Below are 14,509 nucleotides of genomic sequence, written 5' to 3'. Positions count from 1 at the left end.
GGACCGGGACGTGGTGGCGACCGTCCTGCTCTACACCGACCATCACGCCGCCCGCACCTCGGGCGCGCTGACCACGCACCGGGGTGGCGGCGAGCGCGCATCCCACGACCACCGAGAAAACGTTGCCGGACAACTGAACCCGGATCGACGTACGGGCGTCCCGCGACGACGTGACGGTCGGCTGCGTGCACACCTCCGCCGGCCGGGTGCGCACCACCGTGCGATCGACGCTGTCGTACCGCAACGTCGAGGACGTGAACCGTTCGTCCGGCGGGACGGAGCGGCGGGGCGGAATTCGTCGGCGGCACCGAGGTGTGGCGGGGCCGGATCGGGGCAGACTGGCGCGATGCAGACGCTGTTGCGCAACGGGCGGGTGATCGATCCCGGTACCGGCCTCGACCGGGTCGCCGACGTGCTGGTCCGCGACGGCACGGTCGCCGCGGTGGGGACCGGGCTGGCCGCGCCGGAGGGTGCGACGGTGCTCGACGTGACCGGGCTGATCGTCGGGCCGGGCTTCGTCGACCTGCACAGCCACGTGCACTCGATCGCCGGCCAGCGGCTGCAGGCGATGGACGGCGTGACCACCGCGCTGGACCTGGAGGCCGGGCTGCTGCCGGTGGCGCGGGCGTACGCGGACGCCGCGGCGGCGGGCCGCCCGCTCAACTACGGGTTCTCCGCGTCCTGGGGCGCGGCCCGCGCGCAGGCGCACCTGGGCGTCGAGCCGGATGCCCGGCTGGAGACGCAGCTGGCGCTGCTGGGTGATCCGGGCTGGCAGCGCACCTCGTCGACCGAGGAGCGGCGCACCTGGCTGGGACTGCTGGAGCGGGAGCTGGCCGACGGCGCGCTCGGCATCGGCGTGCTGCTCGGGTACGCGCCGCGCACCGACCCGGCCGAGTTCCGCGCGGTGGCGCGGCTGGCCGCGGCGGCCGGGGTGCCGACGTACACGCACGTACGGGAGCTGGTCGAGGCCGACCCGTCCACGCCGGTCGACGGGTCGGAGGAGATCGCGATCGCGGCGGCGGAGACCGGTGCGGCGATGCACCACTGCCACGTCAACAGCACCTCGCGCCGGCACATCGACCGGGTGCTCACCACGCTGGACCGCGCCCGGGCCGCGGGATCGCGCGTCACCGTCGAGGCCTACCCGTACGGGGCGGGCAGCACCGGCGTGGGTGCGTACTTCCTGGCGCCCGAACGGCTGGGCGCCTGGGGCATCACCGCCTCGAACCTGGTACTGGTCGAGACCGGCGAGCGGATCGCGGACGAGGCGCGGCTGCGGGAGGTGCGCGAGCGCGATCCGGGCGCCGAGTGCATCGTGGAGTTCCTGGACGAGCGCGACGCGACGGACCGGGCGTTGCTGCGGCGATCCCTGGCCTACCCGGATGCGATCGTGGCGAGCGACGCGATGCCGGTGCTGTGGGGCGACGGGGTGCTGGACTCCCGACAGTGGCCGCTGCCGCCGGGTGGCTCGACGCACCCGCGCACCGCGGGGACGTTCGCCCGGTCGCTGCGCACCATGGTGCGCGAGTCGGGCACCTGGAGCTGGGCGGAGGCGTTCCGGCGCTGCGCGTACCTGCCGGCGCGGGTGCTGGACGACACGGCGCCCTCGGCGCGGGCCAAGGGGCACCTGGGCGTCGGCGCGGACGCGGACGTGGTGGTGCTCGATCCGACTCGGATCACCGACACCGCCACGTACCTGGACTCGGTGCGGGCATCGGTGGGCGTGGTGCACCTGCTGGTCGGCGGGGTGCCGGTGGTGCGCGACGGCGCGTTGCGGACCGACGCGTACCCGGGCCGGCCGCTGCGCGCCGAGCCCCGCTGAACCGCACCACACAGCCATCCCGCAGAGCCGCCCGGGAGGAGCCGTCCGCGGGCCGCGAGGGGCCGCGGGCGGGCGGCGTCGGTCGCCGCGAGCCGGGCCTGCCGGCCCGGTCGGGGCCGGGGCCGACCCCGCCGTACCGGTGGAGCTCGCGCCTCGTCGTCGGGCACCAAACGGATCCGCGACTCCTGTCTTGCGGCACGAACTCCGCCGTGCTGGGCGCGCCTAGGGTCGGTGAATCCTGCGACGAAGGAGCGGACATGTCCCAGCTGTCAGAGGTCGGCGGGTGGGTCGAGGAGCGGCTGCCGAAGCTGCTCGCCGACAACGGGGTTCCCGCGGCGGCCGTGGCGATCATGGCGGGCGACGAGATCGTCGACACCGCGTCGGGCGTACTGAGCAAGGCCACCGGGGTCGAGGCGACGACCGACTCGGTGTTCCAGGTCGGGTCGATCACGAAGCTGTGGACCTCGACGTTGATCATGCAGCTGGTGGACGAGGGCCGGCTGGAGCTGGACGCGACCGTACGCAGCTACCTGCCGGAGTTCCGGATCGCCGACGAGGACGCGGCCGCGGCGATCACCGTACGCCAGCTGCTGTGCCACGTCGCCGGGTTCGAGGGTGACATCTTCACCGACACCGGCCGCGGCGACGACTGCGTCGAGAAGTACGTGGCGACGCTGGCCGACGTGCCGCAGCTGTTCGCGCCGGGCGAGATGTTCTCGTACAACAACGCCGGGTTCTGCGTGCTGGGCCGGGTGGTGGAGGTGCTGCGCGGCAAGCCGTACGAGCAGTGCCTGCGCGAGCAGCTGATCACGCCGCTGGGGTTGACGCACACCGCGCACGGCCCGCACGAGGCGATCATGTACCGGGCCGCGGTGGGGCACATCCCGCCCGCCCCCGACGCCGATCCGGTACCGGCGCCGGTGTGGGCGCTGGCGCCGTCGAACGCGCCGGCCGGCTCCATGCTGACGATGCGGGCGCGCGACCTGCTCGGGTTCGCCCGGATGCACCTGTCCGACGGCGCCGGCCCGGACGGTACGAGCGTGTTGAGCGCGGCGAGCGCGCGGGCGATGCGCGCGCGGCAGGTGGAGCTACCGGAGCTCGGCCTGATGGGCGACGCGTGGGGACTGGGCTTCGAACTGTTCGACTTCCCCGGCGGCCCGGTGATCGGGCACGACGGCGGCACCATCGGGCAGAACGCGTTCCTGCGTATCGTGCCGGACCGGAACGTCGCGGTCTCGCTGCTGACCAACGGCGGCAACCCGATGCCGCTGTACACCGAGCTCGTGGGCACCGTGCTGCGGGAGCTGGCCGGGGTCGAGCTGCCGGCGATGCCGGTGCCGGCGGACGAGCCTCCGGCCGTGGACGCGAGCCGGTATCTCGGCACCTACTCCTCGTCGGTGGCCGACCAGGTGGTCAGCCAGGACGACGAGGGCCGGATCTGGCTGGAGCGCACCCCGAAGGGCATCTTCGTCGAGCTGGGCGAGCCGGTGACCAAGCTGGAGCTGGTGAGCTGGCGCGGGGACACGATGCTGCCGCGCGAACCCGAGCACGGCCTGCACACACCGCACGCGTTCGTCGGTGCCGGTGCTGGTCCGGCCCGGTACCTGCACACCGGCCGGGCCGACCCGCGGGTGTCGTCGTGATCGCGGACGAGATCCGCTCGGTGTTCACCGCTGCCGGCGCGACCGGGTTCGTGCACGCCCGCGAGATCGGGGTGCCGGACGGGCCGAGCGTCGCGGTGGCTGCCGACGAACCGGTGGTGCTCGCCTCGGTGTTCAAGATCGTCGTGGCGGTGGCGTACGCGCGGGAGGTCGCCGCCGGCCGCCTCGATCCGCGTGAGCGGGCGACGGTGACGGTGGGCTACCGGATCGGTGGCATCGGTACCGCCGGGTGCGGCGACGACGTGCAGATGAGCTGGCGCGATCTGGCCCGCAACATGCTGACGATGAGCGACAACGCCGCCACCGACGTGGTGTTCCACCGGGTCGGGCAGGCGGCGGTCGATGCCGTGCTGGCCGACCTCGGCCTGACGCACACGCGGCTGTGCGGCTGCTGTACCGACCTGTTCGCCTCGGTGGCCGACGACCTCGGCACCGACCCGAACGGTGATCCGGACGTGGCGCTGGCGGCGGCGAGCGCCGAGCAGCTGCGGGGGCTCACGGTGCTGGACCCGACCCGTACCACGGCGTCGACGCCGGCCGAGATCACCGCGCTGCTGGACGCGATCTGGACCGACCGGGCCGCGTCGCCGGAAGCCTGCGCGCAGGTTCGGGCGATCATGGCCGAGCAGATCTGGCCGCACCGGCTCAGCAGCGGCTTCCCCGACGGCGTCGGCATCGCGGCCAAGACCGGCACGCTGCCGGCGATCCGCAACGAGGCCGGCGTGGTCAGCTACCCCGACGGGCGCGCGTACGCGGTCGCCGTGTTCACCCGGGCGAGCAGCCTGGCGCAGCGGCAACCGGCGATCGACGCCGCGATCGGTACCGCCGGGCGGCTCGCGGTCGAGCACCTGCGGCAGGAACAACCCGTACCCGTTCCGGACCTGGCTGGAGGTAGCCGATGAGGCCCGCACGTACCGTCGTGTGTCTGCTCGGGGTGGGCGCGCTCGCGCTCGCCGGATGCTCGACCGGCGGTGCCGCCGGATCGGGCGGCACGCTCGTCGACGGCAAGACGTTCACGATGTCGGTCGCCACCGACCCGGGCAACCTGGACCCGATTCAGACCGTGCTGTCGGTGACCCGCGGGGTGGACCGCTTCCTGTACAGCCGGCTGGTCGAGGTGCAGAACGACGGGTCGGTGAAGTCGGGGTTGGCGGCGAAGTGGACCGCCGACACGCATACCGCGACGTTCACCCTGCGCCGCGGCCTGACCTGCGACGACGGGTCGCCGCTGACCGCCAAGGACGTGGCCGACAACATCAGCTACCTGGGCGATGCGAAGAACAAGTCGCCGCTGACCGGGCTGTGGGTCACGCCCGGGACCACGGCCACGGCGGACGAGGCGAGCCGCACGGTGACGGTCAAGAGCGGCAGCGCGGATCCGTTCCTGCTGTTGAACATCGGCACCGTGTCGATCGTGTGCGGCAAGGGGTTGCACGATCCGAAGCTGCTCGCCAAGGGCGGTGCGGGGACCGGCATGTTCAAGGTCTCCGAGATCGTGCCCAACGACCACTACACGCTGACCCGGCGCAAGGACTTCACCTGGGGTCCGGGCGACTGGAACCCGAAGCAGAAGGGGTTGCCGGACAAGGTCGTCGTCAAGGTCATCAGCAACGAGACGACCGCGGCGAACCTGATGCTGTCCGGCGAGCTGAACGCGGTGTCGGTCAACGGCCCGGACCAGCAGCGGTTGTCGGCGCAGAAGCTGTTCCACGCCGACGTACGGTCCCCGTTCGGCCAGCTGTTCTTCAACCAGGCCGACGGCCGGGCCACCAAGGACGAGGCGGTCCGCAAGGCGCTGGTGCAGGCGCTCGACCTGGCCCGGGTCGGCAAGGTACTCACCGACAGCCGGGGCACGCCCGCGACCGGGCTGGTGACGGTGGCGCCGAACCCGTGCCGGGTGAACACGGTGCAGGGCACCGTGCCGGGCTTCGACGCGGCGGCGGCGAAGGCGGGGCTCACGGCGGCCGGTTGGACGGTCGGCCCGGGCGGCACCCGGGTCAAGGGCGGCAAGAAGCTGTCGCTGACGGTGCTGTACCAGACCGGGATCGGCTCGACCGCGGCGGCCGCGGCGGAGCTGGTGCAGCAGACCTGGCACAAGCTCGGTGTCGACGTCAAGCTCAAGGCGATCGACAGTACCGGGCTGAACGAGGTGCTGTTCAGCTCCGGCAACTGGGACGTGTCGATGTCGCCGATCACCACCGGGCTGCCGAGCACCATCGTCCCGTTCGTCTCCGGCGCGGTGCCGCCCAAGGGCACGAACTTCTCCCACATCGACAACGCCGACTACGCCAAGCACGTGCAGCAGGCCATGACCATGGCCGGCAACAAGGGCTGCGGCGAGTGGGCGGCCGCCGAGAAGGCGCTCTACCGCAACGTCGACGTCGTGTCCTATGTGGACTCCATGGTGCCGACGTTCGGCAAGAACGCGAAGTTCATCTCCAACGACGGCATCGACCCGGCGTCGATCCGCATGTACCAGTGAGGTCCAGAGGATGACCACCGAGCTGCGACCGGCGCTGCCGGCCACCGCGGTACGGGTGTGGCGCAGCCCCTGGCTGCTGTTCGCGCTGCGCCGCCTCGGCCGGTTCGCGATCTCGCTGTGGGTACTGGTGACCGCGTCGTTCCTGATGATCCACCTGGTGCCGGGCGACCCGGTACGGGCGGCGTTGGGGATGAACGCGCCGGCCTCGGTGGTCCGGGCACGGCGGGAGCTGCTCGGCCTGGACGACCCGCTGGTGGTGCAGTACTGGCACTACCTGCAGGGCCTCGTGCACGGCAACCTGGGCGTGTCGGTGTCCAGCAACGAGTCGGTGGCCGACGTGATCGGCCAGCGACTGCCGGCCACCGCGCAGCTGGCGATCCTCGCCTTCCTGCTGGTGCTGCTGGTCGCGGTGCCGCTGGGGGTGACGATGGCGGTCGCCACCCGGGCCGGTCGGCGGCGGGGCGGCGAGCTCGGGTTCGCGATCGGCGCCGTGGTGCTGGCCGCGATCCCGGAGTTCCTGCTCGCGGTGGCGCTGGTGTACGTGTTCGCGGTCAACCTGCACTGGTTCCCGGTCGCCGGCCAGCAGGGTCCGCTGTCGTTCGTGCTGCCGGTGGTGGCGCTCGCGGTCGGCCCGGCCGCGGTGCTGGCGCGCATCGTGCGGGTGGAGATGCTCGCGGTGCTCGGCCAGGACTTCGTGCGTACCGCGCGGGCGAAGCGGCTGCGGCCCCGCCGGATCTACCTGCGGCACGCGCTGCCGAACGCGGTGACCGCGACGCTGACGCTGGCCGGGCTGATGCTGACCTCGATGGTGGCCGGCACCATCCTGGTCGAGAACGTGTTCGCCTGGCCGGGGCTGGGGGCGAAGATCGTGTCGTCGATCCTGGCCAAGGACTATCCGATGGTGCAGGGCATCGTGCTGGTCTACGGGGTCGGCGTGCTGCTGGTCAACCTGGTCGTGGACGTCCTGCTCGGGGTGCTCGATCCGCGTTCGACGATCCGGGAGGCGTGATGCGCCGGCTTCGCGCGGTCCTGCGCACGCCGCTCGGGGCGTGCGCGGCGATCCTGCTGCTGTTCGTACTGGCGCTCGCCGTGGTGGCACCGATCGTCTGGGGCGCCCAGGCGACCGCGGTCGACACCGACGCGATCCAGCAGGGCCCCTCCGGCGCGCACCTGCTCGGCACCGACGCGCTGGGCCGCGACCTGTTCGCCCGCACCCTGGTCGCCACGCGGCTGTCGATCGGGCTGGCGCTGCTGGCGATGCTGATCGGCGTCACCGTCGGCACCGTGCTGGGTACCGCGCCGGCCGTGCTGCCCCGCCGAGCCGGCCGGGTGGTGGTGGCGGTCGTCAACATCGCGGTGGCGTTCCCCGGGCTGCTGCTCGCGCTGTTCTTCGCGGTCGTGTTCGGCGTGGGTACCACCGGTGCGGTGCTCGCGATCGGGTTCGCCACGGCGCCGGGGTTCGCCCGGGTGGCGCAGACCCTCTCGGCGTCGGTCGCCGGACGCGACTACGTGGCGGCGGCCCGGATCGCCGGTGCCGGCCGGCTGCGGGTGCTGGTGCGGCACGTGCTGCCGAACATCGCCGAGCCGCTCGTGGTCAACGCGACGATCGGCGCCGGCGCGGCGCTGCTGTCGTTCGCCGGCCTTTCGTTTCTGGGCATCGGTGTGCAGGCCCCGTCGTACGACTGGGGTCGGCTGCTGGGCGACGGGCTGAACCGGATCTACACCAACCCGGCGGCGGCGCTCGGCCCGGGTGTCGCGGTGGTGGTGGCGGGGTTGGCGTTCAACCTGTGCGGCGAGACGATCGCCGCGGCGCTGGGGCACCGCACGCCGCTGCGCCGGCTGCTGTCGCGCGCGCCGGGACGCCCCGCTGCGGCGCCCACCGGGCCCGACGACCCCGATGCGGTGCTGCGGGTCGAGGACCTGTCGGTACGGTTCCCGACCCCGACCGGCTGGGCCGAACCGGTGCGCGGCGTGACGTTCACGCTCGGCGCGGGCGAGGCGGTCGGCGTGGTCGGCGAGTCCGGCTCGGGCAAGAGCCTCACCGCGTTGGCGGCGGCACGGCTGATCGAACGCCCGGGTGAGGTGACCGCGGGCCGGCTGGACTTCGCCGGCCGGCCGCTGCTGTCGGTGCCGGAGCGGGAGGTCCGCACCCTGCTGGGTACCTCGCTGGCGATGGTGTTCCAGGACCCGACCACCTCGTTCAACCCGACCCGGCGGATCGGCCGGCAGCTGGCCGAGGTGGCGCAGGAGCACCAGGGCCTCGGCCGCCGCGGCGCGCTGGTACGGGCGATCGAGCGGCTCGCGCAGGTGCGGGTGCCGGCCCCGGCCAAGCGGGCCCACCAGTACCCGCACGAGTTCTCCGGCGGGATGCGGCAGCGGGCGATGATCGGCATGGGTCTGATGGGTACGCCCCGGCTGATCATCGCCGACGAGCCGACCACCGCGCTGGACGTCACGGTGCAGCGCCAGGTGCTGCGGCTGCTCGACCGGGTACGCCGGGACACCGCCGCGGCGGTCCTGCTGATCAGTCACGACATCGCCGTGGTGACCCAGACCTGCGAGCGGGTGCTGGTGATGTACGCGGGACGCATCGTGGAGGACCTGCCGGCCGCCGAGCTGGCCGAGCGGGCGCAGCATCCCTACACCCGGGCGCTGCTCGCGGTGGTACCGGATCTCGCGGCCGACCGGGACCGGCCGCTGGGGGTCATCGCCGGCCGGCCGCCGGAGCCGACCGCGCTGCCGGCCGGGTGCGCGTTCGCGCAGCGCTGCCGGTACGCCACCGACCGGTGCCGCTCGGCGGACCCGCAGCTGGCGCCGGTCACCGACGACCACCGGGTCGCCTGCTGGCATCCAGTCACCGACCCGGGCGCCGACGACACCGCCGACGATCGCATCCCGGTGGAGGGAACCGCATGACCGAGCTGGCCTTCGAGGACGTGCAGGTGCGGTACGGCACGCACCGGTCCGGGCTCACCGCCGTCGACGGCGTCGACCTGCGGGTCCCGTCCGGCAGCGTGGTCGGGCTGGTCGGCGAGTCCGGGTCGGGCAAGTCGACGCTGGCCCGCGCCGCGGTCGGGCTGGCGCCGGTGACCGGCGGGCGGGTACTGCTCGACGGCACCGACGTACGCCGGCTGCCGCGCGGCCGCCGGCCGATCCAGCTGGTGTTCCAGGACCCGTACTCGTCGCTGGATCCGCGGATGACGGTCGGCGAATCGATAGCCGAGGCGCTGCCGCGCGAGGTGTTCCGGCGGCGGCCGGCGCGCCGCGGCGAGGTGGCGCGGCTGCTGGAGCTGGTCGGGCTGGACGCCGGCCGCTCCGGGGTACTGCCGGGCGAGCTGTCGGGCGGGCAGCGGCAGCGCATCGCGCTGGCCCGGGCGCTCGCGGCGCGGCCCGAGGTGGTCATCGCCGACGAGATCACCTCCGCGCTGGACGTGTCGGTCCAGGGATCGGTGCTCAACCTGGTGCGCGAGCTGCAACGCGAGCTGGGGCTGACGATGCTTTTCATCTCGCACAACCTGGCCGTGGTGCGCTACGTCAGCGACTATGTCGCGGTGCTGTACCTGGGCCGCATCGTCGAGATGGGCCCGGCGGAGCGGCTGCTCGCCGACCCGCAGCACCCGTACACCCGGGAGCTGGTCGACGCGGCGCCCTCGGCGCACCGTTCGCTGCTGGCGGCGCCGGACTCGCCGGTCGCCGACGCCGAGCCCGGCGATCCGCACCGCCCGCCGGCCGGCTGCCGGTTCCATCCGCGCTGCCCGGTCGGCCCGCTGGTCGACCCGGGACGGTCGATCTGCACGACGGTCGACCCGGCGACCGTCGCCCCCTCGCGCGAGCACCGCGCCGCCTGTCACTTCGCCGCGGCTGTCGAACACACCGACTCTCCGGTACCGAATTCGGTTGTCCGGACAGGGTTTCCGGGCGCGCGAGGCGACACGCTGGAGTAGCACGGAAGTGGGTGGGCGGCGCCCGGGTCGCAGCCGCCGACGCCAGCTGACGAGGAGGACCAGATGGCCGGACGTCCGAGCATCGACGACCTGTACGCGATCGCGCTACCCGAGCAGCCGGCCGTGGCGCCGGACGGCAGCATCGCGTACGTGCTGCGTACCGTGCGGCGCGACGCAGACCGGGACCGGCGCACGGTGTGGCTGGTACGGCCGGGGCAACCGGCCCGGCAGCTGACGTTCGGCGAGGCCGACGCCGCGCCGGTGTTCTCCCCCGACGGCACCCGGCTGGCGTTCCTGCGCGCCGCCGACGGCCCGGCGCAGGTGTGGCTGCTGCCGGTGGCCGGCGGGGAGGCCGAGCAGCTGACCTCGCTGCCGCTGGGCGCCGGCACCCCGGTGTGGAGCCCGGACGGTACCCGCATCGCGTTCGGCGCACCGATCGACCTGCACGCGGTACCCGGCGAGGACGCCGACGCGGCGGCGGCGCGGCGGCGCGCGCCGATCGTCACCGATCGGTTGGACGGCAAGGCCGACGGGGCGGGGCTGCTGCGCACCCTGCGTACCCACGTGCACGTGGTCGATGTGGCGACCCGCGAGGTGCGCCGGATCACCAGCGGCGACTGGCACGCCGGCGATCCGGCCTGGTCGCCGGACGGTACCCGGCTGGCGTTTCCGGCCGCCCGGGACGCCGACGCGGACCTGACCCTGCGCATCGGCGCGTACGTGGTGGATGCGGTGGCGCGCAACGCCAAGCCGGTGCTGGTCGGCGGCGCCGACTGGCAGCTGGGTACGGCCGCCTTCACCCCGGCCGGTGACGCGCTGCTCGCGGTCGGGCGTACCGACACCCGGGTCGGCAACGCCGGCCTGCTGCGCATCCCGCTGGACGGCGGCGAGCCGCAGAACCTGGCCGGGCCGCTGGATCGCAACGTGATGCCCGGCGGGCCGGGCTATCCGGGGGCGCTGCCGCAGCCGACCGCCGACGGCACCGGCGTGCTGTTCTGCGTGCGCGACAACGGATCCACTCACCTCTACGAGGTGCCGCTGGCCGGCGGAGCGCCGCGGCTGCTGGTCGGTGGCGACCGCAGCGTCGCCGGGATGTCCGCGGTCGGCGACACGGTGGCGGTGGTGCTCGCCGGCCCGAGCTCGTACGGCGAGGTCGGCACCGTCGACCGCGCCACCGGCGAGATCGCCGTACACACCGGGCACTGCCCCGCCGACGCGGTCGGCTACCCGCGCGAGGAGCGCGAGTTCGCCGCACCGGACGGCACTGTGCTGCACGGCTGGCTGGTACGCGACCCGGACCGCTCCGGCCCGCTGCCGCTGCTGCTGGACATCCACGGTGGCCCGCACAACGCGTGGAACGGCGCCGCCGACCCGGCCCACCTGTACCACCAGGTGCTCGCCGATCGCGGCTGGGCGGTGCTGCTGCTCAACCCGCGCGGCAGCGACGGGTACGGCGAGGCGTTCCTGACCGGTGCGCTCGGCGCCTGGGGCGAGGCGGACGCGCCGGACTTCCTGACCCCGATCGACGAGCTGGTCGCCGAGGGCCTGGCCGACCCGGACCGGTTGGCGGTCACCGGCTACAGCTACGGCGGCTACATGACCTGCTACCTGACCAGCCGGGACGAGCGGTTCGCCGCGGCGGTCGCCGGTGGTGTGGTCGCCGACCTCACCAGCATGACCGGCACCTCCGACATGGGCCACTATCTCGCCGCGGCGGAGCTGTCCGGCGATCCGTGGCAGGACGCGGACCGCTACGCCCGACTGTCCCCGCTGGCCCGGGTGCACGACGTGCGGACGCCGACCCTGCTGGTACAGGGCGAGAACGACGACCGGTGCCCGGTCGGGCAGGCCGAGCAGTGGTTCGGCGCGCTGCGCGCCCGTGGCGTACCGACCCGGCTGGTGCGCTACCCGGACGAGTCGCACCTGTTCATCCTGGACGGCGCGCCGTCGCACCGGGCCGACTGGAACAGCCGCATCGTCGACTGGGTCGAGCGGTACGCGGCTCCGCCGGCGCGGCGCGGCCGCCCGGCACTGGACGCCGCGCACTGGCAGCGCCGGCTCACCGAGCTGGCCACCGCGCACCAGGTACCGGGGGCCACGCTGGGGATCCTGCGCCTCGGCGAGGATCCGGTACTCGCGCACCACGGCGTCACCAGCCTCAGCACCGGCGTCGAGGTACGCGACGACACCCTGTTCCAGATCGGTTCGGTCAGCAAGGTGTGGACCGCCACGGTGGTCATGCAGCTGGTCGACGAGGGCAAGCTCGACCTCGACGCCCCGATCGCCGAGGTACTGCCGGAGCTGCGGCTGGGCGACCCCGAGGTGGCGAAGCAGGCGACGATGCGCCACCTGCTCACCCACACCAGCGGCATCGACGGCGACGTGTTCACCGACACCGGGCGCGGCGACGACTGCGTGGCCCGCTACGTCGAGCAGCTCGACACCGTCGGGCAGAACCACCCGCTCGGTGTGACGTTCTCCTACTGCAACGCCGGCTTCGTGCTCGCCGGCCGGGTGATCGAGAAGCTCACCGGACTCACCTGGGACCAGGCGCTGCGGGAACGACTGTTCACCCCGCTGGGCCTGACCCACACCACCACCCTGCCGGAGGAGGCCCTGCTGTTCCGGGCGGCGGTCGGGCACGTCGCCGAGGGCGACGCCGATCCGCAGCCGGCGCCGGTGTGGGGACTGCCGCGGGCGCTCGGCCCGGCCGGGCTGATCACCGCCTCCGCCGCCGACGTGCTCGCGTTCGCCGCGATGCACCTCGACGGGGGCGTGGCCGCCGACGGTACGCGGGTGCTGGGCGAGCGGTGGGCTGCGGCGATGACCGAACACCAGACCGACGTGCCCGACCCGTACCCGCTGGGTGACTCGTGGGGGTTGGGCTGGATCCGGTTCGGGTGGAACGGGCACCGGCTGATCGGCCACGACGGCAACACCATCGGGCAGTCGGCGTTCCTGCGGCTGCTGCCCGAGCAGGGGCTCGCCGTCACCCTGCTCACCAACGGCGGCCACACCCGCGACCTGTACGAGGAGCTGTACCGGGAGATCTTCGCCGAACTGGCCGGGGTGGCGTTGCCCGCACCGTTCGGGCCGCCGGCGCGGCCCCCGTCGTACGACCCGGGCCGGCACGTCGGCGTGTACGAACGGGCCGGTGCCCGGCTCGAGGTGAGCCGGGCCGACGGCGAGCTGCGCCTGCGGCACACCGTCACCGGCCCGCTGGCCGAACTCGCCGCCGACCAGACCGAGGAGTACCCGCTGGTGCCGGTCACCGAGGACCTGTTCGCGCTGCGCGCACCCGGCACCCAGACGTGGATGTCGGCGGTGTTCTACCAGCTGCCCACCGGCGAGCCGTACCTGCACTTCGGTGCCCGCGCCACCCCGAAGGTGTCCGGATGATCGCCGACATCGAGCAGCTGGTGCGCTGCGAATCCCCGTCCGACGACCTCGATGCCGTCGCCCGCAGCGCCGAACTGGTGGCGGCGCTGGGTACCCGGCTGCTGGGCGCCGAGCCCGAACGGCTGGTGCTGGCCGGCCGTACCCACCTGCGCTGGCGGTTCGGCGATTCCCGGCGGGTACTCGTGCTCGGCCACCACGACACGGTGTGGCCGCACGGATCGCTGGCCACGCACCCGTTCGAGGTGCGCGACGGCGTGCTGCGCGGTCCGGGCTGCTTCGACATGAAAGCGGGGGTGGTGATGGCGTTCCACGCGCTCGCCGCGCTGCCCGACCGGGACGGCGTGACGCTGCTGGTGACCGGGGACGAGGAGCTGGGCTCGCCGTCGTCCCGGTCGCTGATCGAGGACGAGGCGCGCGGCTGCGCGGCCGCCCTGGTGCTGGAGGCCTCCGCCGACGGCGGCGCGCTGAAGACCGAGCGCAAGGGCGTCTCGCTGTACGAGGTGGCCGTCGAGGGGCGCGCCGCGCACGCCGGGCTGGAACCCGAACGCGGGGTGAACGCGACGATCGAGGCGGCGTACCAGGTGCTCGCGGTCGCCGAACTGGGCGACGCGGCGGCCGGTACGACGGTGACACCGACCCGGATCGAGGCCGGTACCACCACCAACACCGTCGCCGCGCACGGCCGGTTCGCGGTCGACGTGCGGGTGCGCAGCGCCGCCGAGCAGGACCGGGTCGACAAGGCGATGCGGGCGTTGACCCCGCGGCTGGCCGGGGCGCGGATCGTGGTGACCGGCGGGCCGAACCGGCCGCCGCTCGCCGCCGACGCCTCCGCCGAGCTGTACGCGCGGGCCGCGGCACTCGCCGACCGCATCGGCGTCGGCCCGCTGTCCTGCGCCGCGGTCGGCGGCGCCTCGGACGGCAACTTCACCGCCGGTGTCGGTACCCCGACCCTGGATGGGCTGGGTGCCGTCGGCGGCGGCGCGCACGCCGACCACGAGCACGTCCGCGTCGACGAGCTGCCCCGGCGCACCGCCCTGGTCCGCGAGCTGGTCGCCGACCTCCTGCGTACGGAGGGTCCGCGATGAGTGAGCGTGAGCGAGCGAATCATGGGCATCGTGTGCCTTGGTGCCTCATCGTCGTTCCGACGAAGGAGGAACGTCGATGAGCGAGCGTGAGCGAGCGAATCATGGGCATCGTGTGC

Annotated in this window: 9 protein-coding genes; all 9 read left to right on the top strand. The window is 73.7% G+C overall.

The window, feature by feature from the left end; all coding sequences use genetic code 11:
• Window positions 1-346: 346 nt before the first annotated feature.
• The 9 genes from Asera_RS14820 (at window position 347) to Asera_RS14780 (ending at window position 14,393) form a co-directional block, all read left to right on the top strand.
• Window positions 347-1,822, top strand: a complete 1,476-nt coding sequence (locus Asera_RS14820) for an amidohydrolase family protein (RefSeq protein ID WP_030448468.1) — start codon at window positions 347-349, stop codon at window positions 1,820-1,822.
• A gap of 257 nt (window positions 1,823-2,079) precedes the next feature.
• The gene (locus tag Asera_RS14815) at window positions 2,080-3,465 is read left to right on the top strand and encodes a serine hydrolase domain-containing protein (RefSeq protein ID WP_030448469.1); all 1,386 of its coding nucleotides are present in this window, start codon (window positions 2,080-2,082) and stop codon (window positions 3,463-3,465) included.
• Complete coding sequence (locus tag Asera_RS14810; protein ID WP_051802749.1) at window positions 3,462-4,385, top strand: serine hydrolase; 924 nt, start codon at window positions 3,462-3,464, stop codon at window positions 4,383-4,385. The genes Asera_RS14815 and Asera_RS14810 overlap by 4 nt, the downstream gene beginning before the upstream one ends.
• Entirely contained in the window at window positions 4,382-5,965 is a 1,584-nt protein-coding gene (locus Asera_RS14805; RefSeq protein ID WP_030448471.1) for an ABC transporter substrate-binding protein, read from the top strand. The genes Asera_RS14810 and Asera_RS14805 overlap by 4 nt, the downstream gene beginning before the upstream one ends.
• Window positions 5,966-5,975: 10 nt before the next feature.
• On the top strand, window positions 5,976-6,974 hold the full coding sequence (locus Asera_RS14800) for an ABC transporter permease (protein WP_030448472.1): 999 nt from the start codon (window positions 5,976-5,978) through the stop codon (window positions 6,972-6,974).
• A complete protein-coding gene (locus tag Asera_RS14795; protein ID WP_084132419.1) occupies window positions 6,974-8,881 on the top strand; it encodes a dipeptide/oligopeptide/nickel ABC transporter permease/ATP-binding protein in 1,908 nt (635 codons plus the stop codon). The genes Asera_RS14800 and Asera_RS14795 overlap by 1 nt, the downstream gene beginning before the upstream one ends.
• Complete coding sequence (locus Asera_RS14790) at window positions 8,878-9,909, top strand: ABC transporter ATP-binding protein (RefSeq protein ID WP_030448474.1); 1,032 nt, start codon at window positions 8,878-8,880, stop codon at window positions 9,907-9,909. Before Asera_RS14795 ends, Asera_RS14790 begins: the two co-directional genes overlap by 4 nt.
• A gap of 63 nt (window positions 9,910-9,972) precedes the next feature.
• A complete protein-coding gene (locus Asera_RS14785) occupies window positions 9,973-13,308 on the top strand; it encodes a serine hydrolase (protein WP_030448475.1) in 3,336 nt (1,111 codons plus the stop codon).
• Window positions 13,305-14,393 carry a M20 family metallopeptidase gene (locus Asera_RS14780; protein ID WP_030448476.1) on the top strand — a complete coding sequence of 363 codons (1,089 nt, stop codon included), beginning with the start codon at window positions 13,305-13,307 and terminating at the stop codon, window positions 14,391-14,393. The genes Asera_RS14785 and Asera_RS14780 overlap by 4 nt, the downstream gene beginning before the upstream one ends.
• Window positions 14,394-14,509 lie beyond the last annotated feature (116 nt).

Source organism: Actinocatenispora sera (assembly GCF_018324685.1).
GTDB classification, from domain to species: domain Bacteria; phylum Actinomycetota; class Actinomycetes; order Mycobacteriales; family Micromonosporaceae; genus Actinocatenispora; species Actinocatenispora sera.
This window is presented reverse-complemented; position numbering and strand designations above follow the sequence as displayed.